21 protein-coding genes are annotated in these 20971 nt (G+C 46.1%); 15 read left to right on the forward strand and 6 right to left on the reverse strand.

The features are described 5' to 3' along the window. Positions 1-7 precede the first annotated feature (7 nt). From BLU03_RS05485 to BLU03_RS05500, 4 genes are all read left to right on the forward strand, one after another. On the forward strand, positions 8-991 hold the full coding sequence (locus tag BLU03_RS05485) for an alpha-ketoacid dehydrogenase subunit beta (protein WP_076569982.1): 984 nt from the start codon (positions 8-10) through the stop codon (positions 989-991). Between the two features lie 14 nt (positions 992-1005). Continuing rightward, entirely contained in the window at positions 1006-2289 is a 1284-nt protein-coding gene (locus BLU03_RS05490) for a dihydrolipoamide acetyltransferase family protein (RefSeq protein WP_093106181.1), read from the forward strand. A gap of 85 nt (positions 2290-2374) precedes the next feature. Then, the gene (locus tag BLU03_RS05495) at positions 2375-2812 is read left to right on the forward strand and encodes a BrxA/BrxB family bacilliredoxin (RefSeq protein ID WP_076570207.1); all 438 of its coding nucleotides are present in this window, start codon (positions 2375-2377) and stop codon (positions 2810-2812) included. Between the two features lie 60 nt (positions 2813-2872). Continuing rightward, positions 2873-3826, forward strand: coding sequence for an aromatic acid exporter family protein (locus tag BLU03_RS05500; RefSeq protein ID WP_093106183.1), 954 nt, complete (start codon positions 2873-2875; stop codon positions 3824-3826). Positions 3827-3863: 37 nt separating this feature from the next. Here the strand turns inward: BLU03_RS05500 and prli42 are convergent, their stop codons facing one another. Further along, positions 3864-3980: a stressosome-associated protein Prli42 gene (gene prli42, locus BLU03_RS13645; RefSeq protein ID WP_233129772.1), complete on the reverse strand. Its 117-nt coding sequence runs from the start codon at positions 3978-3980 to the stop codon at positions 3864-3866. Between the two features lie 154 nt (positions 3981-4134). On the opposite strand from prli42, the gene BLU03_RS05510 reads away from it, so the two are divergent. The 5 genes from BLU03_RS05510 to BLU03_RS05530 all read left to right on the forward strand — a co-directional run bounded on the left by BLU03_RS05510 (position 4135) and on the right by BLU03_RS05530 (position 10656). Continuing rightward, a complete protein-coding gene (locus BLU03_RS05510) occupies positions 4135-5784 on the forward strand; it encodes an acyl-CoA mutase large subunit family protein (RefSeq protein ID WP_093106188.1) in 1650 nt (549 codons plus the stop codon). A 15-nt stretch (positions 5785-5799) separates the two neighbouring features. Then, positions 5800-6612 (forward strand): methylmalonyl-CoA epimerase, encoded by an 813-nt coding sequence (mce, locus tag BLU03_RS05515; protein WP_076569990.1) that lies wholly within the window; start codon positions 5800-5802, stop codon positions 6610-6612. Positions 6613-6617: 5 nt separating this feature from the next. Beyond that, positions 6618-8165 carry an acyl-CoA carboxylase subunit beta gene (locus tag BLU03_RS05520; RefSeq protein ID WP_076569993.1) on the forward strand — a complete coding sequence of 516 codons (1548 nt, stop codon included), beginning with the start codon at positions 6618-6620 and terminating at the stop codon, positions 8163-8165. A gap of 59 nt (positions 8166-8224) precedes the next feature. Further along, entirely contained in the window at positions 8225-9343 is a 1119-nt protein-coding gene (locus BLU03_RS05525; RefSeq protein WP_093106189.1) for a M20/M25/M40 family metallo-hydrolase, read from the forward strand. Positions 9344-9426: 83 nt separating this feature from the next. Then, on the forward strand, positions 9427-10656 hold the full coding sequence (locus tag BLU03_RS05530; protein ID WP_093106192.1) for a DNA polymerase IV: 1230 nt from the start codon (positions 9427-9429) through the stop codon (positions 10654-10656). On the opposite strand, the gene BLU03_RS05535 is transcribed toward BLU03_RS05530, so the two are convergent. The 4 genes from BLU03_RS05535 to BLU03_RS05550 form a co-directional block, all read right to left on the reverse strand. Further along, entirely contained in the window at positions 10653-12008 is a 1356-nt protein-coding gene (locus BLU03_RS05535; protein ID WP_093106194.1) for an aldehyde dehydrogenase, read from the reverse strand. The two genes, BLU03_RS05530 and BLU03_RS05535, sit on opposite strands and share 4 nt — an antisense overlap. Positions 12009-12068: 60 nt before the next feature. Continuing rightward, on the reverse strand, positions 12069-13001 hold the full coding sequence (gene rnz / locus BLU03_RS05540; RefSeq protein WP_076570003.1) for a ribonuclease Z: 933 nt from the start codon (positions 12999-13001) through the stop codon (positions 12069-12071). A 4-nt stretch (positions 13002-13005) separates the two neighbouring features. Continuing rightward, a complete protein-coding gene (locus BLU03_RS05545) occupies positions 13006-13743 on the reverse strand; it encodes a glycerophosphodiester phosphodiesterase (protein ID WP_076570005.1) in 738 nt (245 codons plus the stop codon). A gap of 109 nt (positions 13744-13852) precedes the next feature. After that, complete coding sequence (locus BLU03_RS05550) at positions 13853-15373, reverse strand: AbgT family transporter (protein ID WP_008591284.1); 1521 nt, start codon at positions 15371-15373, stop codon at positions 13853-13855. A 191-nt stretch (positions 15374-15564) separates the two neighbouring features. Between BLU03_RS05550 and BLU03_RS05555 the strand changes: the two genes are divergently transcribed. The 3 genes from BLU03_RS05555 to BLU03_RS05565 all read left to right on the forward strand — a co-directional run bounded on the left by BLU03_RS05555 (position 15565) and on the right by BLU03_RS05565 (position 17744). Then, entirely contained in the window at positions 15565-16533 is a 969-nt protein-coding gene (locus BLU03_RS05555) for an MBL fold metallo-hydrolase (protein WP_084193843.1), read from the forward strand. Further along, the gene (locus BLU03_RS05560) at positions 16520-17302 is read left to right on the forward strand and encodes an SDR family NAD(P)-dependent oxidoreductase (protein WP_076570011.1); all 783 of its coding nucleotides are present in this window, start codon (positions 16520-16522) and stop codon (positions 17300-17302) included. The genes BLU03_RS05555 and BLU03_RS05560 overlap by 14 nt, the downstream gene beginning before the upstream one ends. Before the next feature lie 103 nt (positions 17303-17405). After that, on the forward strand, positions 17406-17744 hold the full coding sequence (locus tag BLU03_RS05565; RefSeq protein WP_076570014.1) for an iron-sulfur cluster biosynthesis family protein: 339 nt from the start codon (positions 17406-17408) through the stop codon (positions 17742-17744). 80 nt (positions 17745-17824) lie between these two features. On the opposite strand, the gene BLU03_RS05570 is transcribed toward BLU03_RS05565, so the two are convergent. Beyond that, entirely contained in the window at positions 17825-18742 is a 918-nt protein-coding gene (locus tag BLU03_RS05570; RefSeq protein ID WP_076570016.1) for an aldo/keto reductase, read from the reverse strand. 72 nt (positions 18743-18814) lie between these two features. On the opposite strand from BLU03_RS05570, the gene BLU03_RS05575 reads away from it, so the two are divergent. From BLU03_RS05575 to xerD, 3 genes are all read left to right on the forward strand, one after another. Further along, the gene (locus BLU03_RS05575; protein WP_093106197.1) at positions 18815-19372 is read left to right on the forward strand and encodes an NUDIX hydrolase; all 558 of its coding nucleotides are present in this window, start codon (positions 18815-18817) and stop codon (positions 19370-19372) included. Positions 19373-19581: 209 nt separating this feature from the next. Then, a complete protein-coding gene (fur, locus tag BLU03_RS05580; protein ID WP_008591296.1) occupies positions 19582-20046 on the forward strand; it encodes a ferric iron uptake transcriptional regulator in 465 nt (154 codons plus the stop codon). Between the two features lie 37 nt (positions 20047-20083). Continuing rightward, complete coding sequence (xerD, locus tag BLU03_RS05585) at positions 20084-20971, forward strand: site-specific tyrosine recombinase XerD (protein WP_076570021.1); 888 nt, start codon at positions 20084-20086, stop codon at positions 20969-20971.

The following is a 20971-nucleotide window of genomic DNA, read 5'->3' on the forward strand; positions in this document are numbered from 1 at the left end:
ATGGGAAATGCCAGTGATTTCTTATATTCAGTCTGTAACCCAGGCTTTAAAAGAAGAAATGAGAAGAGACGATAAGGTGTTTGTATTAGGGGAAGACGTCGGCGTCCGCGGAGGAGTTTTCCGTGCGACCGACGGCTTGTATGAAGAGTTCGGCGAACAGCGGGTCATTGATACTCCGCTTGCTGAATCAGCTATCGCCGGAGTGGGGATAGGAGCAGCGATGTATGGTATGCGCCCGGTGGCCGAAATGCAGTTCGCCGATTTCATTATGCCTGCAGTGAACCAGATTGTATCGGAAGCAGCCAAAATTCGTTACCGTTCGAACAACGACTGGAACGTACCGATGACTATCAGAGCCCCTTACGGTGGCGGCGTACACGGAGCGCTGTACCATTCCCAGTCCGTGGAGGCACTGTTTGCAGGAACACCCGGACTGAAGATTGTTATGCCTTCTACTCCTTATGACGTTAAAGGGCTGCTGAAAGCCTCTATAAGGAGTAACGATCCCGTGCTTTTCTTTGAACATAAGCGCGCTTATCGTCTGATAAAGGGCGAGGTACCCGAAGAGGATTATACACTCCCTATCGGTGAGGCGGATGTGAAAAGGGAAGGTTCGGACATTACCGTGATTACGTATGGTCTGTGCGTACACTTCGCCCTCCAGGCCGCGGAAAAACTGGAAAAAGAAGGAGTCGACGTGCACATTCTTGATTTGCGTACCGTCTACCCGCTGGATAAAGAAAGTATCATCGAGGCAGCGAAAAAGACAGGGAAAGTTCTTTTGATCAGTGAAGATAACAAAGAGGGTGGAATCATCTCCGAAGTTTCCGCTATCATCAGCGAAAACTGTCTGTTTGATCTGGACAGTCCCGTTGAACGTCTGGCCGGTCCCGATGTTCCTGCTATGCCTTATGCACCTACCATGGAAAAAGCATTTATGATGAATCCGGACAAAGTAGAAAAAGCTATGCGAAACCTCGCAGAGTTTTAGGGAGGAATATTCATATGGCAATTGAAAAGATAAACATGCCCCAGCTTGGGGAAAGCGTAACGGAAGGTACAATCAGTACGTGGCTTGTAAAGCCCGGGGATACAGTGGAGAAATACGATCCGATTGCAGAAGTTATGACGGACAAGGTCAACGCGGAAGTCCCTTCTTCTTTTACAGGTACCATTACGGAATTACAGGCTGATGAGGGAGAGACTATAGAAGTCGGAGAGCTCATTTGTTATATAGAAACAGAAGATGCATCCGGGAACGGCTCTGAAGCTGATTCCGGGACGGATGAATCGGACAAACAGGAAGAAACAGCTTCCGGGAAAGCGGAAGCAGAGTCTAATAAAGAAACAGCTGCGGCTAAACCGAGGTACTCACCGGCGGTGCTTACTCTTGCATCCCAATATGGTATCGACCTTGAAGACGTGCCGGGAAGCGGTAAAGACGGCCGTATTACAAGAAAAGACGTAGAGAAATACCAGACTGAAGGCGAAGCTTCCAAGGCACAAAAAGAAACGAAACAGCCGGCCGGGGAGGCGAAAGCAACGGAAAGCCGTAAGAAAAAAGCCCCAGTGACCGAAGTCTCTTCCGATGCGGGCGATAAAGAAATTCCTGTTACAGGGGTCCGCAAAGCTATCGCGTCCAATATGGTCACTTCCACTACTGAAATACCACATGCCTGGATGATGGTCGAAGTGGACGTGACGAATCTCGTGAAACTCAGGGAGAAGAACAAAGAGGCCTTCAAAAAACAGGAAGGATACAGCCTTACTTATTTCTCCTTCTTCGTAAAGGCGGTTGCTCAGGCACTCAAGGAATATCCCGAACTGAACAGCCAGTGGGCCGGAGATAAAATTATCCAGAAAAAAGATATCAACCTGAACATTGCGGTTGCTAAGGAAAATGAGCTGTTCGTACCTGTCATCAAACATGCGGACGAACTGAGTGTGAAAGGTATCGCAAGAAACATTACCGACCTTGCAGCAAAAGCAAGAAAAGGTAAGCTGACTACAGAAGATATGCAGGGCGGCACATTCACCGTCAATAACACCGGTTCTTTCGGTTCCGTACAGTCCATGGGGGTAATTAATCATCCTCAGGCAGCCATTCTTCAGGTGGAATCGATTGTTAAAAAACCTGTGTACATGGATGGAATGTTCGGACCGAGAGATATGGTGAACATCTGTTTATCTCTGGATCACCGCGTTCTGGACGGACTGATTGCGGGGAACTTCCTGCAAAAAGTAAAAGAGATACTTGAAAATATGGATGAAAATGATTCAGTTTATTAACCGTAGCAATGTTATGTAAACTATCTCTTAATTGAAAGTTACTGCTCTGGTTGGTAGAATGTGTTTAACACTACGTAAAGGAGCGATTGATATGGATTTCAATTTATATATGGATGATGTAGTAACAAAAGCAAGAAACGAAATTGTAGAATCCGGATACGAAGAACTTACGACCCCGGAAGAAGTGGACGAAGCTCTGAAAAAGAACGGAACGACGCTTGTTATGGTTAATTCGGTCTGCGGCTGTGCCGGAGGTATTGCAAGACCTGCTGCGAGAAATGCGATTCATTATGATAAACGACCGGACCAGCTTGTGACGGTTTTCGCAGGACAGGACAGAGAAGCTACAGAGAAAGCCAGAGAATACTTTGAAGGGTACCCGCCTTCCTCGCCGTCTTTTGCCCTTTTAAAAGATGGAAAAATCCAGACCATGGTGGAGCGTCATGACATCGAAGGGTTTGAACCGATGGAGGTTATCAACAAACTTCAGAAAGATTTCGATACTTACTGTGAAGAAATGTAATCGGAAAGAAAAAGAGTCTTTGGCTGCAAAGACTCTTTTTCTATGAAAGGGTTTAACAATATGAGGATAGGATCCAGAACTATTAAAACTGCTCTTGGTACACCTTTGGCCATATGGATGGCGCAGTTGCTGGAGCTGGATAATTTCGCTTCGGCAGGTATCGTGACGATTTTATGTATTCAGGTTACGAGGAAAAGATCTCTTCTATCTGCATGGCACAGGTTTGCTGCCTGTATGCTTGCGATTCTTTACTCATTTATATTTTTCGAAGGGCTGATGGGCTTCACTCCACTTGCTATCGGAGTTATGCTCCTCGTGTTTATACCTACTACGGTTCGGCTGAAGATAACACCCGGGATTATTACGAGTTCTGTAATCGTTCTCCATTTGTATACGTTCGGGAAAATCGATTTCTCAATCGTGTGGAATGAATTTTTACTGATTGTAATCGGTATAGGAATAGCTTTAATACTTAATATATATATGCCGAACCTTGAACGCAGCCTTGAGGAATATCAGATGGATGTGGAAGACTGTTTCTCTTCGATACTGAAGGAAATTTCCCTTTATCTGAAGGAGGAGAAATATGCCTGGGCGGGAGAAGAACTGACCAGAACTGCCGAATTGCTGGAGGAAGCGAAGGCGCTGGCCTACAAACAGGTGGAGAATCGTCTGCTTAAACCGCACCACCCTTATTATCATTATTTCCATATGAGGACGAAACAGTTTGAACTGCTGGAGCAGATGCTCCCGCTTGTAACGAGAATTTCCCAGTACGATGAATATGCAAGTAAAATCGGGGATCTTTTTGAAGATTTATCGGGAGCAGTCCATCCCGGGAATACGGCTGTCCTGTACTTGAGAAAGCTGGAGGAATTACGTAACTACTTTAAAGAGGAGCCGCTGCCCGAGTCACGCGAAGAATTCGAAAGCAGGGCGAGTCTCTATCAACTGTTGAACGAACTCGAGGATTACCTGATCATTAAACGTTCCTTCAAGAGAAGCGACATTTAAAAAAGCAGTCGTTTCGGACGACTGCTTTCTCTGCTGATTATAAAAAATAACTGGCTCCCATTAATAGGGAAGACAACAGCATGGAAAAAATCATAAGATATATAACGACTTTCATACGCTTCTCCCGTTTCGACGGTTTTCTGTGCTCGGCCAAGTGCGGTACCTCCTTCACTTACATATGCTAATCGTATTTTACACAAGATTTTGAAAGAAGACAAGGGAGTGGAAAACCCGGGTAATAAAACTTGTACAAAGTAAGCGCTTTATTGTTATTATGTTAATATAGTAAGTTATTAAGGAGGAATATTATGAGTGGGTCCTATGAGAATCAAAAGAATAAATGGAAGCAGAATGTCGATAAAACTCTGCAGAAGTTTCCCGAAAGAAAAGAACCTTTTGAAACCAGTTCGGGCATTCCTGTACATAGACTGTATGAACCCGAAAAACCCGAAGACGGCTATCTGGAGAAACTGGGCTTTCCGGGTGCCTATCCCTATACGAGAGGGATACAGCCGACGATGTACCGCAGCAGGCACTGGACCATGCGTCAATACGCCGGATTCGGTTCTGCGAAGGAAACAAATGAACGTTTCAGATATCTTCTTGATCAGGGGCAGACCGGACTCTCCGTCGCTTTCGACCTGCCTACCCAGATAGGTTATGATTCGGACGATCCCATGGCAGAAGGCGAGGTCGGGAAGGTGGGGGTCGCCATAGATTCCCTCGAGGATATGGAACAGTTATTCGCCGAAATACCGCTGAACAAAGTGAGTACTTCTATGACTATTAACGCTCCCGCCTCCATCCTCCTGGCGATGTATATTGCAGTAGGCGAGAAACAGGGAGTTGCCAAGGAAAAACTTACAGGAACTATTCAGAATGATATACTTAAAGAATACATAGCAAGAGGGACATATATTTATCCTCCCGAATCATCCATGCGAATTATAACGGATATATTTTCCTATTGTCAGGAGAACCTGCCTAAATTCAACACGATCAGTATATCGGGCTACCATATAAGAGAAGCCGGAGCTACAGCAGTACAGGAAGTGGCATTTACACTTGCTAACGGAATGGCTTACGTAGATGCCGCACTTGCAGCGGGGCTGGAAATAGATCAGTTTGCTCCAAGGCTCGCATTTTTCTTTAATGCCCATAACCAGTTTTTCGAAGAGGCTGCAAAATACAGAGCTGCCAGAAGAATGTGGGCGAAAATCATGAAAGAAAAATATAACGCCCAGGATCCGAAAAGCTGGAAGATGCGTTTCCATACGCAGACCGGAGGAAGCACGCTGACGGCCCAGCAGCCGGATAACAACATAGTAAGAGTTACTGTACAGGCTCTTGCTGCCATAATGGGAGGAACACAGAGTCTGCACACGAACTCGAAAGATGAGGCTCTCGCACTTCCTACCGAGGATTCTGCGAGAATCGCTCTCCGGACCCAGCAGATTCTGGCTCATGAAAGCGGCGTTACCGAAACGGTGGACCCACTCGCAGGTTCGTATTTTGTGGAGTCCCTTACTGATGAGATAGAAAAGAAAGCGAACGAGTATATTAAACGGATTGATGAATTCGGAGGAGCCGTAAAGGCGGTGGAAGCCGGTTATATGCAAAGAGAAATCCATCAGACCGCTTATGAAACACAGAAAGATATCGAAAAAGGCGAAGATGTCATCGTAGGGGTGAATGAGTTTACGATTGATGAAGAAGTGGAGCCGGAGCTTCTGCGTGTAGATGAGAAGCTCGAGAAAAATCAGGTGGAAGCAACACAGCGGATCAGAGAGAACCGGGACGCTGACGCTGTTACTGACTCTCTTAAGAAATTGAGAGAAGCGGCTGTAAATAATGAGAATTTGATGCCTTTTATAGTGGAGGCCGTGAAAGTGTATGCGACCGTCGGAGAAATAGCTAACGTACTGAGAGATGAATTTGGGGAATATACAGCAATGTAGGAAGGATGAACTGAGATGGAACCTATCAGAGTATTGATTGCCAAGCCCGGTCTTGACGGCCACGATCGTGGAGCACTTATTATTGCACAGGGACTTAGAGATGCAGGCATGGAGGTGATTTACACCGGATTACGCCAGTCGCCGGAACAGATAGCACAGGCTGCCATCCAGGAGGACGTTAACGTTATTGGTCTTTCCTCTCTTTCCGGAGCACATAAAACCCTGTTTCCGAAAGTAGTGGAAGCGTTGAGAGCGAATAATGCGGAAGATATACCTGTGATTGGCGGAGGAGTTATTCCGACAGAAGATATCCCTTACCTGGAAGAAAAAGGAGTAAGGAAGATATTCACCAGCGGTACAGCTATGTCTGATACTGCTACTTTCATTAAACAGCTGGTACAGGGGAAAGAGACGCCGCCTCCAAACAAAATATCGCATATCGGAATAGCGGTTCAGCATCTGGAGCAGGCAATCCCATTCTATCAGCACAGCCTCGGGCTTCCCCTTGAATCGGTGGAAACGGTGGAGGAGGAAAAAGTGAAAGTAGCGTTTTTCCCGATCGGCGATACAAGGATTGAACTGCTGGAGCCGATGGATGAGGATTCTCCGATCCAGAAATTTATAGATAAAAAAGGAGAAGGAATCCACCATATCGCTCTTGACGTTGACGATATCGAGAAAAGAATCAGTTTATTTAAGGAACAGGGAATAAGTATGCTGAATGAAACTCCGAAACAGGGTGCGCACGACAGTCGTATCGCCTTCCTTCATCCAAAAGCAGGGCAGGGTGTACTATATGAACTTTGCGAAGAAAAACAGGAGGGTTAGTTGTTATGGATATGTTCGATAAAATCAATGAACTTTATGATAAAAGGCGGGAGACGGAACTCGGAGGCGGAGATGAAAAAATAGCCAAGCAGCATGATAAGGGCAAGAAAACAGCGCGCGAGCGTATCGACTACCTTGTGGATGAAGGGTCGTTCATGGAACTCAACCCTTTCATACAGCACCGTCATCACGATGCAGGAGTGAAAGATGCGCCCGGAGAAGGTGTAGTTACCGGGTATGGCACAATCAATGGCCGGGGCATATATCTGTTCGCTCAGGATTTCACTGTTTACGGAGGAGCACTCGGTGAAATGCACGGGAAAAAGATCGCGTCAGTAATGGACCTGGCTGCTAAAAACGGAGTTCCGTTCATCGGTCTTAACGATTCCGGGGGAGCCAGAATACAGGAGGGTGTTTCATCGCTGGATGGGTACGGTCATGTATTTTACCGGAACTCCATCTATTCGGGAGTCATTCCTCAGATTTCTGTCATTCTCGGGCCATGTGCCGGCGGAGCTGTATATTCTCCGGCAATTACGGACTTTGTCGTTATGGTCGAAGAGAGTTCCCAGATGTTTATAACGGGGCCGAAAGTTATCGAAACCGTCACTGGCGAAAAGATTTCTCCGGAAGATCTGGGAGGTGCCCGGGTACATAACTCTACCAGCGGAAACGCCCATGTGCAGGCTTCCACCGAAGAAGAAGCTCTTGATGCTGTAAGAAATCTGCTTCTATATCTTCCGGACAACTATAAAGAGAAGCCGCCTTTTATTGAAAATGAAAAAGAGGAAAAAGAAGATTTCCTTCCGGACATTACAGATTTTGTGCCTTTCAATTCCTCCCGTCCTTATGACGTGAGAAAATTGATTGACCATATCGTTGACGAAGAATCATTTTTCGAAATCCATGCCAGTTTCGCGAAAAACGTAGTAGTCGGTTTCGCAAGAATCGATGGACAGACTGCAGGTATTATTGCAAACCAGCCGAAGTACATGGCCGGCGGGCTGGATATCGATTCCAGTGATAAGGCAGCAAGGTTTATCCGGATGTGTGACTCCTTTAATATCCCTCTCGTTACTTTCGAGGACGTTACCGGATTTTTCCCGGGTATCAAACAGGAGCATGGAGGGATAATCCGTCACGGGGCTAAAATATTATATGCCTATTCGGAAGCGACGGTGCCGAAACTGACGGTAATTACAAGAAAAGCTTACGGCGGGGCGTATGTAGCACTTAACAGTAAATCCATCGGTGCCGACATCGTTTTTGCCTGGCCTAATGCCGAGATAGCAGTAATGGGGCCGGAGGGCGCTGCGAATATTATATACGCTAAAGAAATCAACCAGAGTGATAATCCGGAGCAGACCCGTCAGGAGAAAATTGATGAGTATAGGGAACGGTTCGCCAACCCTTATGTCGCTGCCGGCCTCGGTATGGTAGATGACGTAATAGATCCGAGAGAAACGCGTATAAAGCTGAAACAGTCACTCAGAATGCTTCGTAACAAAGAAGAAAAACGACCGGATAAGAAACACGGGAACATACCTCTGTGAAGTTAGGGATGTTTATCGTATAGACAGAATCACTGCAGGAAAGCAAGGAGGAAAATAAATTGAGTTCAGTGAATAGAGAACGTCTTCTGGAAGAGTTTATGGAACTTGTGCAAATCGATTCCGAGACTAAGAATGAAGAAGAAATATCCAGAGTACTGACAACGAAACTTCAGGAAATAGGGTTTAACGTGGAGGAAGATGATTCGAAGGCAGCGACGGGACACGGAGCAGGCAATCTTATTGCTACTCTTGAAGGAAATGATCCTTCGAAAGATCCGGTCTATTTCACCGTACACATGGACACGGTACTGCCCGGAAAGAACATTCAGCCGAGGGTAGAGGACGGCTACATCGTTTCGGGGGAGGAGACCATTCTTGGGGCCGATGATAAGGCAGGAGTGGCAGCGATATTTGAAGCAGCCCGCGTTTTCAAAGCATCCGGTGTTCCGCATGGCACGATCCAATTCGTTATCACTGCCGGAGAAGAAAGCGGACTCGTCGGTGCGAGACATCTCGATCACTCCAAACTGAAGGCTGCATACGGTTATGCTGTGGACAGCGACGGTACAGTAGGAGATATCATCGTTGCAGCTCCGACTCAGGCCAAGATTTCGGCTACCGTAAAAGGGAAAAAGGCTCATGCCGGCGTAGCACCCGAGGAGGGTGTCTCCGCAATTACGATTGCATCAAAAGCTATAGCGAATATGCCCCTTGGAAGAATCGATGAGGAGACGACGGCCAATATCGGCAGTTTCGAAGGCGGACAGCAGACGAATGTGGTGTGTGACCACGTGGCAGTCCTGGCTGAAGCACGGTCATTGAATCCTGACAAAATGCAGGAGCAGGTAAAACGGATGACGGAGGCTTTCGATCAGGCTGCCGCTGAGCTGGGCGGAGAAGCAGTCTGCGAAGTACAAGTCATGTATCCGGGATACAAACAGAAACAAGGGGATCAGGTAGTGGAGGTCGCCAGAAGTGCAGCTGAAAAAATCGGGCGCGAAAGCCGGCTGCTTAAAAGCGGAGGCGGCAGTGATGCTAACGTAATCTCAAGTTACGGTATTCCTACAGTAAACCTGGCAGTAGGCTATGAAAATATTCATACGACGAATGAAAGAATTGCTGTGGAAGATCTCGTTAAGGTATCGGAATTTGTCCTAGCAATTATGGAAGAGATATGAGCCGTGCATAAAGCACGGCTCTTCTTTTTTGAAATGATCATTGATATAATATAGGGAAACAAGCGTTCGAAAGGTGATTCCGAATGGATAACAAAAACCGGCAACCGAGAGTTATTCTACACATTGATATGAACAGCTTCTATGCTTCGGTAGAGATGGCGGATTACCCGGAACTTCAGGGAAAGCCTTTAGCTATCGCCGGAAACCCCGAAGAAAGAAAAGGGGTGATCGTCACAAGCAGTTATGAAGCCAGGAAATATGGCGTGAAGACAACGATGCTCGTAGGAGAAGCAAGAAAACTGTGTCCTTCTCTTCTCATTCGCAGGCCGAATTTTGACCGCTACAGAGAAGTGTCGAAACAGTTATTTGCCATATTGAGAGAAGTTACGGAACTGGTGCAGCCTGTATCAATTGATGAAGGGTATATGGATATATCGGACCTGGCTGACCGCCATCCTCCGGAACTTGCGGAAGAACTTCAGAAGAGAATATTCGCAGATCTTAAGGTACCCTGCAGTATCGGGATCGCCCCCAATAAGTTTCTCGCCAAGATGGCTTCCGACATGAAAAAACCGATGGGGTGTACAATTCTGAGAAAACGGGATATCCCGAAGAAACTCTGGCCTCTGCCCGTACGTGACATGCATGGAGTAGGGGAGAAAACGGCAGAAAAACTGAAAAAGATCGACGTACGCACGATCGGTGACCTGGCCAACCGGAAAGAATACGAACTGAAAAATCTTCTTGGTGTTAACGGAAGCAAGCTTCATCAGCGGGCTAACGGGTTTGACGAAAGGGAAGTGGATCCTGAAGCGATTCATTCATTTAAAAGTATAGGTGCTTCGACGACACTTGCAGAGGACACGGCGGAGGAAACGGAGGTTTACCGTACGTTCAGGGAACTCGCCGAAAAAGTGGAAGGAAGGATGAAGAGAAAAGAAGTGGTAGGACAGCAGCTGCAGATAATGATCCGTTATAACAACAGGAAGACAGTAACGAGGACGAGGCTCCTTCATAACAATACGAACAGCCGGGAAATCATATCCCGGGAAGCTGTCGATTTATTTGAGGAACACTGGACTCAGCAGCCGATACGCCTTCTTGGAATTACCATGTCCGAGCTGGTTGAAACGAATGAAGCGGTCGAACAGCTCAACCTGTTCACTTATGAACGGGTGGCGGAGAAGGAACCTTTATATAAAACGATTGAAGAACTTAAAGAAAAATACGGGAGCGACGTTTTCAAAAGTTCAAAAATGCCGCTCCCCCCCATCCGAACAAGTTTTCAAAAGGACTTTCTGGATGGTGATTAAAGAATACGTTTTATAATTTTAAGGCTGTTTTTATCCCGCTTGTACCTGAATGACGGGTCGAACTTCGTGTTCTGTTTCGTAATCGACTTCTTGTGAGTGAATGTTTCAAAGCTGAATTTGCCGTGATAGCTGCCCATCCCGCTGGTACCGACACCGCCGAACGGGAGATGAGGATTAATGATATGATAAAGCGTATCATTGATGCAGCCTCCTCCGAAAGAAAGAGAGGTTGTGACAAATTCCTGGGACTTTTCGTCCTCGCCGAAATAATACAAAGCAAGCGGATCCGGTTTTTCGCTGATCGTTTCCACTGCTTCCTTCAACTCCCTGTATCCAAGAACCGGCAGTATGGGACCGAAAATCTCTTCCTGCATAACCGGATCCTTCTCTGTTACTTCTGTCAGGACGGCAGGGGCGATTTTATTATTTTTCTCGTCAGTTTCGCCACCTAATGCAATGTTCCCGTCGGGCAGATAGCTCTTAATACGGTCGAAGTGATCCTTGCTTACGATTTTAACGAAATCATCGTTTTTTAAAGGTTCTTTACCATAGAGAAGTTGAACGGCCGCTTTATATTCCCTGATGAAGGCTTCTTTTATGTCCTCGTGAACATATACGTGATCCGGGGCGATACAAGTCTGGCCGGCGTTGATCAGTTTCCCCCAGGCGATTCTCCTTGCTGCTACCGGAACGTTCGCATCTTTGTGGACGATTGCCGGACTTTTGCCACCAAGCTCAAGCGTTACCGGAATAAGCTGTTCGGATGCTTTCTGCATAACAATTTTACCCACACGTTCGCTTCCGGTAAAAAAGATGTAATCGAACGGCTCGGATAATAGCTGCTGGGTGATCTCCTTACCGCCTTCGACCACCTTAAGCACGTGTTCAGGGAAGAATTCCTCGATCATACGTCTGATTACCCAGGAAACCGTGGGTGTCATTTCCGATGGTTTGAGAACGGCCGTATTTCCGGCGGCTATTGCACCGATAGCTGGAGCTATAGCAAGCTGGAGCGGGTAGTTCCATGGTGCTATAATCAGGACGCTGCCGTAGGGCTCTTTTCTGATATAGTTTTGTGTGCCTGTATGAGACAGGGGAGCCTTCACTTTTTCCGGAGTCATGTGTTTTTTTAAATGAGACAGCTGTTCCTGTATTTCTGCATTAAGAAAAGCTATTTCCGTAGTGTAAGCTTCGAATTCCGATTTATTGAGATCGTACTGCAAAGCTTTCAATAGAGGTGCTTCAAAAGTTTGAAGCATTCTTTTCATTTTCAGCAGCTGCTGTTTTCTGAAATCATAGCTTTGGGTGTATCCGTTTTTGAACCACTGTTTCTGACGGGTGACGATTTCCATAAGGTTTCCTCCTTAGTAAATACGGTTCCGTTTCTTTTCCCTGAATAAGCAGCAGTTACACTATTGTCTTTCTTTTCTTACCACACTCGTGTGGAAGTGATCATGGACGATGAATGTATCCGGGAACACTTCGCGGGCTTCCGTAAGTAACCTGACTATATCCTCTCTCTGGTAACGGGAGGAGAGATGGTTGATATATAGCGTATCCACCCCTGACTGAGCAGCTGTTTCAGCTGCCTGGACGACAGTAGAGTGATAATAATCATAAGCCATCCGGCTTTCTTTTCCTTCGAATGTCCCTTCATGAATAAGAACATCCGCTCCTTTGATCCATTCCATGTGACGCTCTCTGAATCGCGTGTCGCCAAGGATGGCGACGGACCTTCCAGGCTTTGGGGCACTGAGTACGTCTGATCTCTGAACGACTGTGCCGTTTTCCAGTATAGTCGTTTCCTGATTTTTGATGGTCTGGTAAACCGGACCCGGCCGAATCCCCATCGCTTCAAGTTTTTCTTTCTGTAATGCTCCCGGTTTCGGTTTTTCTTTTATGAAAAATCCATACGAGGGTAAGCCGTGCTCAAGCAGATGGGCACTGATTTCAAACTGCTCATTTTCTTCTCTGAAACCCTCTTCTATCGTCCGGAAATGCAGGTCGTAAGTCAGGTGGGTTCCGCTGATGCGCAGAGCGGATTCGACGAATTCCTGTAATCCTTCCGGGCCGTAGACGGTAAGAGGTTCTGTGCCTCCCTGGAAAGATCTGCTGCTGAGAAATCCGGGCAGCCCGTAAATATGATCTCCATGCAGGTGTGTAATAAAAACTTTTTCGATTCTCCGTGCTTTTACAGGCGAGTCCAATATTTGATGCTGAGTCCCTTCGCCGCAGTCGAACATCCAGCTTTTCCCCGTCTCTTCGATCAGACGGAGCACCAGGGAGGAGACATTTCTTTCTTTGGAGGGGACGCCGCTCCCGGTACCGAGAAAATATAGTTCCATCCTATCAACTCTCCTCTACAGCTTTTCTTATGCTCCATGCGATATCAGGGACGTCGGTGAAGATACCGGAACATTTCAGATGATAACATTTCCTTAAATGAGCGGGTCTGTTCACCGTGTATACTCTGAGTGGTATCTGGTTTTTTATGCAACGGGAAGCCAGTTTTCTGTTCAGTATCGTATGTTTTACGTGTAACCCGTCTGCCGGGATAGAGGAGAGATATGAAAGCATCTTCCTCATTTTCGTTGATGTAAGAAAAGCTGTGTCGATTGAAGAGTTGAGCTCTTTGACATTCTTCAGAGTGTCTTCGTTGAAGCTTGAAAGAGTGGTTCTCTCCATTACGTTATATTTCTGCAAAAGATCATAGACGATTTTTTCTATATGTTTGTAAGAGATTTTATCCGTTTTTAATTCTAGGTGAAGAAATAATGGACGTGGTGCGACCCACTGAAGAAGTTCTTCAAGAGAGGGGATGTGCGTCCCTTCGTATTCTTTGGAGAACCAGCTTCCGGCATCAAGTGAACGCAGTTCCTGGAAGGTATAGTCCTGGACGAAACCTGAACCGTCCGTAGTGCGCTTTACGTTCTCATCATGAATTAACACAGGAATCTGATCCCTGGTCAACTGCACATCCGTCTCCACTCCCTCAGCCTGCATATGCAGTGCGAGTCTGAAAGCGGGCATCGTGTTCTCGGGAGCATACCTGCTGGCTCCCCGATGCGCGAAAATCTGTGTCTGCATAACGTCCACTCCTATTCCAGTAATCTCAATACTAGAATCTTACCACGTTCCTATTTTACATAAAAGAAAAAGCTGCCTCTTCCATATAAGAGGCAGCTTATCTGCAGTACTATTGATAAAAGAAACCGGCTCCCGGACCGATCGGCCATCCGAACGCCATCCATACGAAAAGCATGATAATCCAGATGATGAAAAAACCGATAGAATAAGGAAGCATAGTGGCGATCAACGTACCGATTCCTACATTTTTGTCGTATTTTTGGGCAAAAGCGATAACAATGGCAAAATACGGCATCAGCGGTGAAATGATATTAGTTGTCGAATCCGCTATACGGTAGGCAAGAGTAGTCAATTCCGGTGAATAACCGAGCTGCATCATCAACGGCACGAATACCGGTGCCATAATCGCCCATTTGGCGGAAGAGCTACCGATGAACAGGTTGATGACAGCCGCAACGATGATGAAGGCGACGATCAGTCCTAAACCTGTGAAACCGATGGAATCAAGGAAGTCAGCTCCTGTTACAGCGAGCACTTTACCCATGTTTGTATGGTTAAAGTAAGCTACGAACTGTCCTGCCGTAAATGCAAGGACGATGTACATTCCCATCGTAGCCATCGTTTCCGAAAGCTGATTGGCCACATCTTTATCGTTTTTAATTGCGCCCGTCATTTTTCCGTAAACAAATCCCGGAATAAAAAACAAGATGAGAATGACAGGAACGAGACTTTGGAAAAATGGAGAAGCAAGAAATTCGTCAGGGTTACGCAGCGGTCCCCAGCTCGGGAGAATGAGCAGAGATAAGAGCCCGACCGTAATAATTAGAGCAGCGAGTGCTCCCCACAATCCTTTTTTCTCATTGTTCGTCAAATAGTTTATTTCATCATCCGAAGACCCGGAAAAAGACCCAAGGCGCGGCTCGACCAGTTTATCGGTAATGAGAGTACCTACTATGGTAAGCACAAATACAGAAGCGATCATAAAGTAGTAGTTCATCGTATATAAAATGGATTCTGCATAAGCCGGATCGATCGTCTGGGCCGCCTGAATCGTCAGGTCGGCGAGTAACGGGTCGAGGGAAGTCAGAAACAGATTGGCACTGTAACCGGCAGACACACCTGCGAATGCAGCAGCGAGACCGGCTAACGGATGTCTGCCGAGCCCTGCGAATAGAACGGCTCCGAGTGGCGTCAAAACAACGTAACCGGCGTCGGAGGCCATACTGGACATAATTCCGGCGAAAACGAGAGCCGCCGTAAGAAGGGACTGCGGAACCGAAGTCACGAGACCCCGCAGCATAGCACTTATAAGTCCGGAGCGTTCCGCGACACCAATACCGAGCATTGTTACCAGGACGGTTCCGAGCGGAGCGAAACCGACGAAGTTTTCTACCATTGATTCGAACATGTACTGGACACCCGAAGCGGAGAGAAGGTTGACCACTTCCAGATTTTCTCCGGTGGCCGGGTCCTGTACCTGTACGTTTATAGCAGATAATATTGCTGAAAGCACCACTACAAGCAAAGCGAATATTGCAAACAATGTAATGGGATGCGGCAATTTGTTCCCTATTTTTTCAATCCAGTCAAGAGTTTTCATCAAAAACCCTTTTTTAGAAGTTCTTTCCATAGCTGACTTCCTTTCTTTACTGTAATGCTGTATATACTTGAGAAAGTATAGTAAACGAGTGGTCCGAAAGAAAGTCTTTTGCTAAAAGTCTAACTAGGAAGATTATTATCAAAACAAAGAAAATTGAAAAATAATTTGTAAGACGTGCTATAATAATGAATAACCATTCATTACGTATCGGAGGTTACATATTGAAAACTATAAAAGACAGTCTATATACGATTACCGTACCTACCCCCTACGCTGTAGGAGACGTACATTTATACGTCCTGAAAGGGGAGCCCATTACCCTGATCGATGCCGGCGTCCGTTCCGATGAAGCGTGGGAAGCTTTCAAAAACCAGCTTGCCGTCTATAATCTGCGACCTGAAGATATCCGTCAGGTAGTTCTCACTCACCACCATCCCGATCATGTCGGGCTCGTGGAGTATCTTCCTAACGTGAAACAATGTCTTGCGCATCGGGCGGCATTCCCCTGGATAGACAGGGACGACCGGTTCTCTTCCAGGTACGTATCTTTTTTCGAAGAATTCTATCGGAAGAACGGAGTACCGGAATCACTGATTGATAAGCTCGGGGAAGCTCCTGAAAAGCTGAAGGAGTTTCCGGTGTTCACCCTTACCGGTACTTTGAAAGAAGGCGAGACGATTCCCGGCCATTCTGACTGGGAAGTGATAGAGACCCCAGGCCACGCCCAAAGTCACATTTCTTTATTCAGCAAGGAGGACGGGGTAATGATAGGTGGAGACCATCTCCTGTATCACATTTCGCCGAACCCTATCATTGAGCCTCCTTTCCACGGGAACGAAAGGGCCAGACCTCTGATTCAGTACCGGGACTCTCTTAAGAAGTTATTCCGTTACAATGTAAAGGAAGTAATGCCCGGCCATGGACCCCGTTTTAACAATGTTGAAGAAATCATAGGGAAAAGACTTTCCCAGCAGGAGGAACGCGCAGACAAAGTCTACTCCATTATAGAGGAACAACCTTCGCATTCTTTTGATATAAGCCGGAAGCTGTTTCCGCGACAATACAAAAAGCAGTACCCGCTGACTATGTCGGAAACTGTCGGACAGTTGGATTTTCTCGAAGAACGTGGGAAAATCTACAGGGAAAGTTCAAAAGGAGTGGATTTTTATTTCATCAGTGAAAAGTCTTAACAACAGAAAAGTATTAGTAACCGGAGCTTCCAGAGGGATCGGCATGTTTACTGCACTGCATCTTGCTGAGGAGGGGGCGATTCCCATCCTTGCGGCCAGGGACGGTCGGAGACTCGAATTGATCTCCCGATTTATAGAAGAGTCTTATGGAATAAAACCTTACATTCACACGGGGGACCTGGGCCGGGAAGCTGACAGAAAGGAACTCATCGAATATGTTAAAGAAAACCACAAAGATTTATCCGGTCTCATAAACAATGCGGGTTTCGGAAGTTTTGAACAGCTTCAGTCCGAGCCCTGGTCGAAAAGCGATATGATGATCCAGCTGAATGTAACTGCTCTGATTCATATAACTAAAGAACTTTTACCCTTACTCGAAAGTAACGCCGGTCATATTGTTAATGTCGCTTCGCAGTCCGGAAAGATAGCTACGCCGAAAGCCGCAGTTTATACAGCGACGAAGCATGCAGTTGTGGGTTTCACTAATTCTCTGCGTATGGAAGTCGATGGCATTAGTGTAACCGGAGTGAATCCGGGACCAGTGGACACCAGCTTTTTCGACCGGGCCGATCCGACCGGAGATTATCGCATTTCTGTCGGGAAAATTATGCTCAACCCTAACAGAATCGCCGCTAAAATGGTGCATACTTTCATCTCTTACAGGAGAGAGATTAACGCCCCGGGATGGATGGAAGGAGCAAGTAAACTTTATCAGCTTATGCCTTCTACTATAGAAAAAGTGTTCTCCGCCCAGTTCCATAAAAAGTGATGATAATGTTCTCCTGATGCCCCGGGGTAGTGCACACCTGAAGTTGAAAAACATTACAAAACGCGGGCAGCATATTATAATTGAAGGGAAAGGGGAGGATGTTATGCATATTCAATTCACGGATGAAGCCGGGAAGCTTCTTGATGGATTAATAGAAGATTCGGGAAGATCAGTCCTCAGACTCGAGTATGATACGGACGATTGCGGATGTGGGGTAAATGGAGTGCCGCTGATGAGACTGGATGATAAAACTGACCCTGCGGATATGCACGTGGAAAGCGACAGATACACTGTCGTTATGAACAGAGAACAGTCTTTGTTTTTCCGGAAGAATATGACTGTGGAAGTATTCAAGGGAGCATTTCGTCTTAAAAGTGATGAAGGAATACTGAATCCTGTCATTTCTGTAAAACAGGTAAAAGAAAAAGCGGAAGTTCTCTAATAAATCAGCTTCGGGGTATCAGAGCCGGCTCGCGGCCGGAATGTGAGAATAAGAAAGCTGCCGCAGTGCGGCAGCTCTTTTTAGTATCTGTGATTTTTATATTGGAGCGGTTTACTGATCGACTGCATCTGTTGGTACAGATATTCCTGCAGCGGATCCGCCTTTTCATACGACTGTATATTTTCTTCCACCTGAGCGGGAGTGCTCGCTCCGAAGATACAGCTGGCTACTGTTCTGTTATTCAGTATATACTGAAAGCTTTTAGCATTTTCCTCAGTACCGGCCAGTTGACTCCATTGTTCCGTGAACTGTTTCAGCTCTTCATAGCTGTACTCGAGAAAGCCTTCTTTCCCTTTACTTTGCACAACTTCTCCGGCGCTGCCGGAAAGCATTCCTTTTGCCAGAGGACCGCGCGCCAGCACGGAAACGTTATACTCATCTAACAGTGGAAATAATTCTTCAGGTCTGCGGTCCAGAAGACTGTACTGCATCATAACGGACACGATGGAGGAACGCTCCAAATACTGCTTGATTACATTCGGACGGATAGAGGATATGCCGTATTCCCGGATAAGTCCTTCCTGTTTTAAATCTTCAAATGTATCGATGATTTCATCTGCGGAATCGTCGATCGTTCCACCATGGAGCTGATACAAATCGATGTATTCGAGGTTCATACGGTGAAGACTGTCTTTCAGCCCTTCTTTAATGTGCTGTGGGGAAGGATTCCATTCCCACGTACCTTTTTCCTTGTCGAAATCGTTGCCGACTTTCGATCCGATTACGACCTGATCTCTTTTACCCTGAACGGCCTTACCTACCATCTTTTCGTTTTCCCCGAAGGAGTATAAGTCTGCCGTGTCGAGATAATTCACTCCGTTATCAAGAGCTGCAGTGATAATGTCTTTCGCTTTATTCTCTTCGGTACCGATGGACATACATCCGAGTCCCAATTCTGAAATATGAAGATCGGACGAACCGATTTGTCTTTTCTGCATGAATTTCATCCTTTCCTGTATAGTAGATTTCCCCTAAACTTATAATAGCTGAAAACTTAGAGGTGATAAATGATGAAGGAAGATTTCAAAGAGAATACGATCTCCACAGAAGAAATATACAAAGGAAAAATAATTGATGTAAAGGTGGACACGGTACAATTACCCGACGGTAACCAATCAAAACGTGAGATTGTCAATCATCCGGGGGCGGTGGCAGTTCTGGCGGTTACCGGAGAGGGGAAAATAGTCATGGTTAAACAGTACAGGAAACCGCTTGAGAAATTCCTGCTTGAGATTCCTGCGGGCAAGCTTGAAAAAGGGGAAGATCCCGAACATACGGCAATCCGTGAACTGGAGGAGGAAACGGGGTATTCCAGCGGGAATCTGAAATTGATCAATTCCTTCTATACATCCCCGGGTTTCGCGGACGAACTGGTTTATCTTTATCTGGCCGAGGATCCCTGGAAATTGTCCGATAATGTAGAGGGAGATGACGATGAATTCGTAACCGTGGAAGAGTTGACTCTTGAGGAGGCATTCCGGCAGGAAGAAGAGAAAATCATCCACGATGCCAAAACCTCTTATGCTTTACTCTATGCCAAGCTCTTTCTGTTTCCTGAAGGGGACTGAATCTTTCAGAGTAAAGATGAAGATGGGTCGTATGACGGTTCACGTCCTCTGTGATCTTTTGCCCCGGCCTTACGTGCTCAGTGAGAATGCGTGATAATCAGTATCTGTTATATTAAAATGATTATCAATAACAGATAAGAATTATTTTAATTTGACACTGAGAACGACTTTGCTATAATTAAATTGAAATAGGAAAGAGGGGCGGTTGTATGGAACATCGATTAGAAAGAATCAAAAAACAATTACACTCCCAAAGTTATAAATTGACGCCTCAACGTGAAGCTACCGTCCGTGTTCTGCTGGAGAACGAAGCGGATCATCTGAGTGCTGAGGATGTTTATCTGCTCGTGAAAGAGAAAGCCCCCGAAATAGGGCTGGCCACCGTATACCGGACTCTGGAGTTACTTTCGGAATTGAAAGTGGTTGATAAAATCAACTTTGGTGATGGAGTTTCGAGATATGATTTAAGAAAAGAAGGAGCGGAACATTTCCACCACCACCTTGTCTGTACCGAGTGCGGTTCTGTCGAGGAAATCGAAGAGGACTTACTTGAAGAAGTCGAGAAAGTCGTGGAGAGTGACTGGAAGTTCCAGGTGAAGGATCATCGCCTCACTTTTCATGGTATATGTAAAGTTTGTCAGGAAATCACTGTTACTAACAGCGTGTCCAATTGAGGGCATTGCACTATAAATCGGAAGAGGAGTTTCAGCCATGTGGGACGATTTTAACGATTTTCTCCATTACTTAACAGTTGAAAGGGGGCTGTCTGACAACACAGTGCAGTCCTACAAAAGAGATTTGAAACAGTACCTCTCCTATTTGAAGGAAAGAGAGGCGGTCACTGATTTCAATCAGGTTACGAGGCATCATATCATGCAGTACCTTTATACGCTGAATGATAAAGGGAGAAGTCCCTCCACCATTGCCAGACTTCTCTCTTCCATACGTCTGTACCATCAGTTTCTTGTCCGTGAAAAGAAAGTGGATAAAGATCCAAGTTTACATATAGAAACACCGAAGAAAGAAAGAAAACTTCCCAAAATACTTTCCAATCAAGATGTAGAAAAATTATTGAACCTGACGGTGACTAATTCTCTCGATGCCAGAAATAAAGCTATGCTCGAAATGCTTTATGCTACAGGGTTGCGGGTCTCGGAGCTTGTTTCCCTGAAGGTCTCCGATCTTCATTTGACCATGGGATTCGTCCGCTGTCTCGGGAAAGGTGAAAAAGAGAGGATTGTCCCGCTTGGGGATATGGCCCGGGAAGCTGTGGAAGAATACTTACAGGGACCACGTCAGGCGCTCGTTAAAAAGAAGAAAACGGAAGAATTGTTTGTTAACCACCACGGAAACGCACTTTCCCGGCAGGGCTTCTGGAAAATATTGAAAGCGGTTGCTAAGGACGTAGGGGTGAACAATGAGATTACTCCTCACACATTACGGCATTCGTTCGCTACTCATCTGCTGGAGAATGGTGCGGATCTTCGTGCGGTTCAGGAGATGCTTGGGCATGCAGACATTTCCACGACGCAAATATATACTCACGTTACGAAAACGAGACTACAGGACGTGTACCGTACTTTCCATCCCAGGGCTTAA

This window comes from Salimicrobium album (assembly GCF_900107115.1).
Lineage (GTDB): Bacteria > Bacillota > Bacilli > Bacillales > Halobacillaceae > Salimicrobium > Salimicrobium album.

What these genes read in the sequence shown, in the direction of transcription:
- BLU03_RS05485 (WP_076569982.1), top strand. Translation starts at nt 8, where the DNA reads ATGCCAGTGATTTCTTATATTCAGTCTGTAACCCAGGCTTTAAAAGAA.
- BLU03_RS05490 (WP_093106181.1), top strand. Translation starts at nt 1,006, where the DNA reads ATGGCAATTGAAAAGATAAACATGCCCCAGCTTGGGGAAAGCGTAACG.
- BLU03_RS05500 (WP_093106183.1), top strand. Translation starts at nt 2,873, where the DNA reads ATGAGGATAGGATCCAGAACTATTAAAACTGCTCTTGGTACACCTTTG.
- BLU03_RS05510 (WP_093106188.1), top strand. Translation starts at nt 4,135, where the DNA reads ATGAGTGGGTCCTATGAGAATCAAAAGAATAAATGGAAGCAGAATGTC.
- mce (WP_076569990.1), top strand. Translation starts at nt 5,800, where the DNA reads ATGGAACCTATCAGAGTATTGATTGCCAAGCCCGGTCTTGACGGCCAC.
- BLU03_RS05520 (WP_076569993.1), top strand. Translation starts at nt 6,618, where the DNA reads ATGGATATGTTCGATAAAATCAATGAACTTTATGATAAAAGGCGGGAG.
- BLU03_RS05530 (WP_093106192.1), top strand. Translation starts at nt 9,427, where the DNA reads ATGGATAACAAAAACCGGCAACCGAGAGTTATTCTACACATTGATATG.
- BLU03_RS05535 (WP_093106194.1), bottom strand. Translation starts at nt 12,008, where the DNA reads ATGGAAATCGTCACCCGTCAGAAACAGTGGTTCAAAAACGGATACACC.
- rnz (WP_076570003.1), bottom strand. Translation starts at nt 13,001, where the DNA reads ATGGAACTATATTTTCTCGGTACCGGGAGCGGCGTCCCCTCCAAAGAA.
- BLU03_RS05545 (WP_076570005.1), bottom strand. Translation starts at nt 13,743, where the DNA reads ATGCAGACACAGATTTTCGCGCATCGGGGAGCCAGCAGGTATGCTCCC.
- BLU03_RS05550 (WP_008591284.1), bottom strand. Translation starts at nt 15,373, where the DNA reads ATGGAAAGAACTTCTAAAAAAGGGTTTTTGATGAAAACTCTTGACTGG.
- BLU03_RS05565 (WP_076570014.1), top strand. Translation starts at nt 17,406, where the DNA reads ATGCATATTCAATTCACGGATGAAGCCGGGAAGCTTCTTGATGGATTA.
- BLU03_RS05570 (WP_076570016.1), bottom strand. Translation starts at nt 18,742, where the DNA reads ATGCAGAAAAGACAAATCGGTTCGTCCGATCTTCATATTTCAGAATTG.
- BLU03_RS05575 (WP_093106197.1), top strand. Translation starts at nt 18,815, where the DNA reads ATGAAGGAAGATTTCAAAGAGAATACGATCTCCACAGAAGAAATATAC.
- fur (WP_008591296.1), top strand. Translation starts at nt 19,582, where the DNA reads ATGGAACATCGATTAGAAAGAATCAAAAAACAATTACACTCCCAAAGT.
- xerD (WP_076570021.1), top strand. Translation starts at nt 20,084, where the DNA reads ATGTGGGACGATTTTAACGATTTTCTCCATTACTTAACAGTTGAAAGG.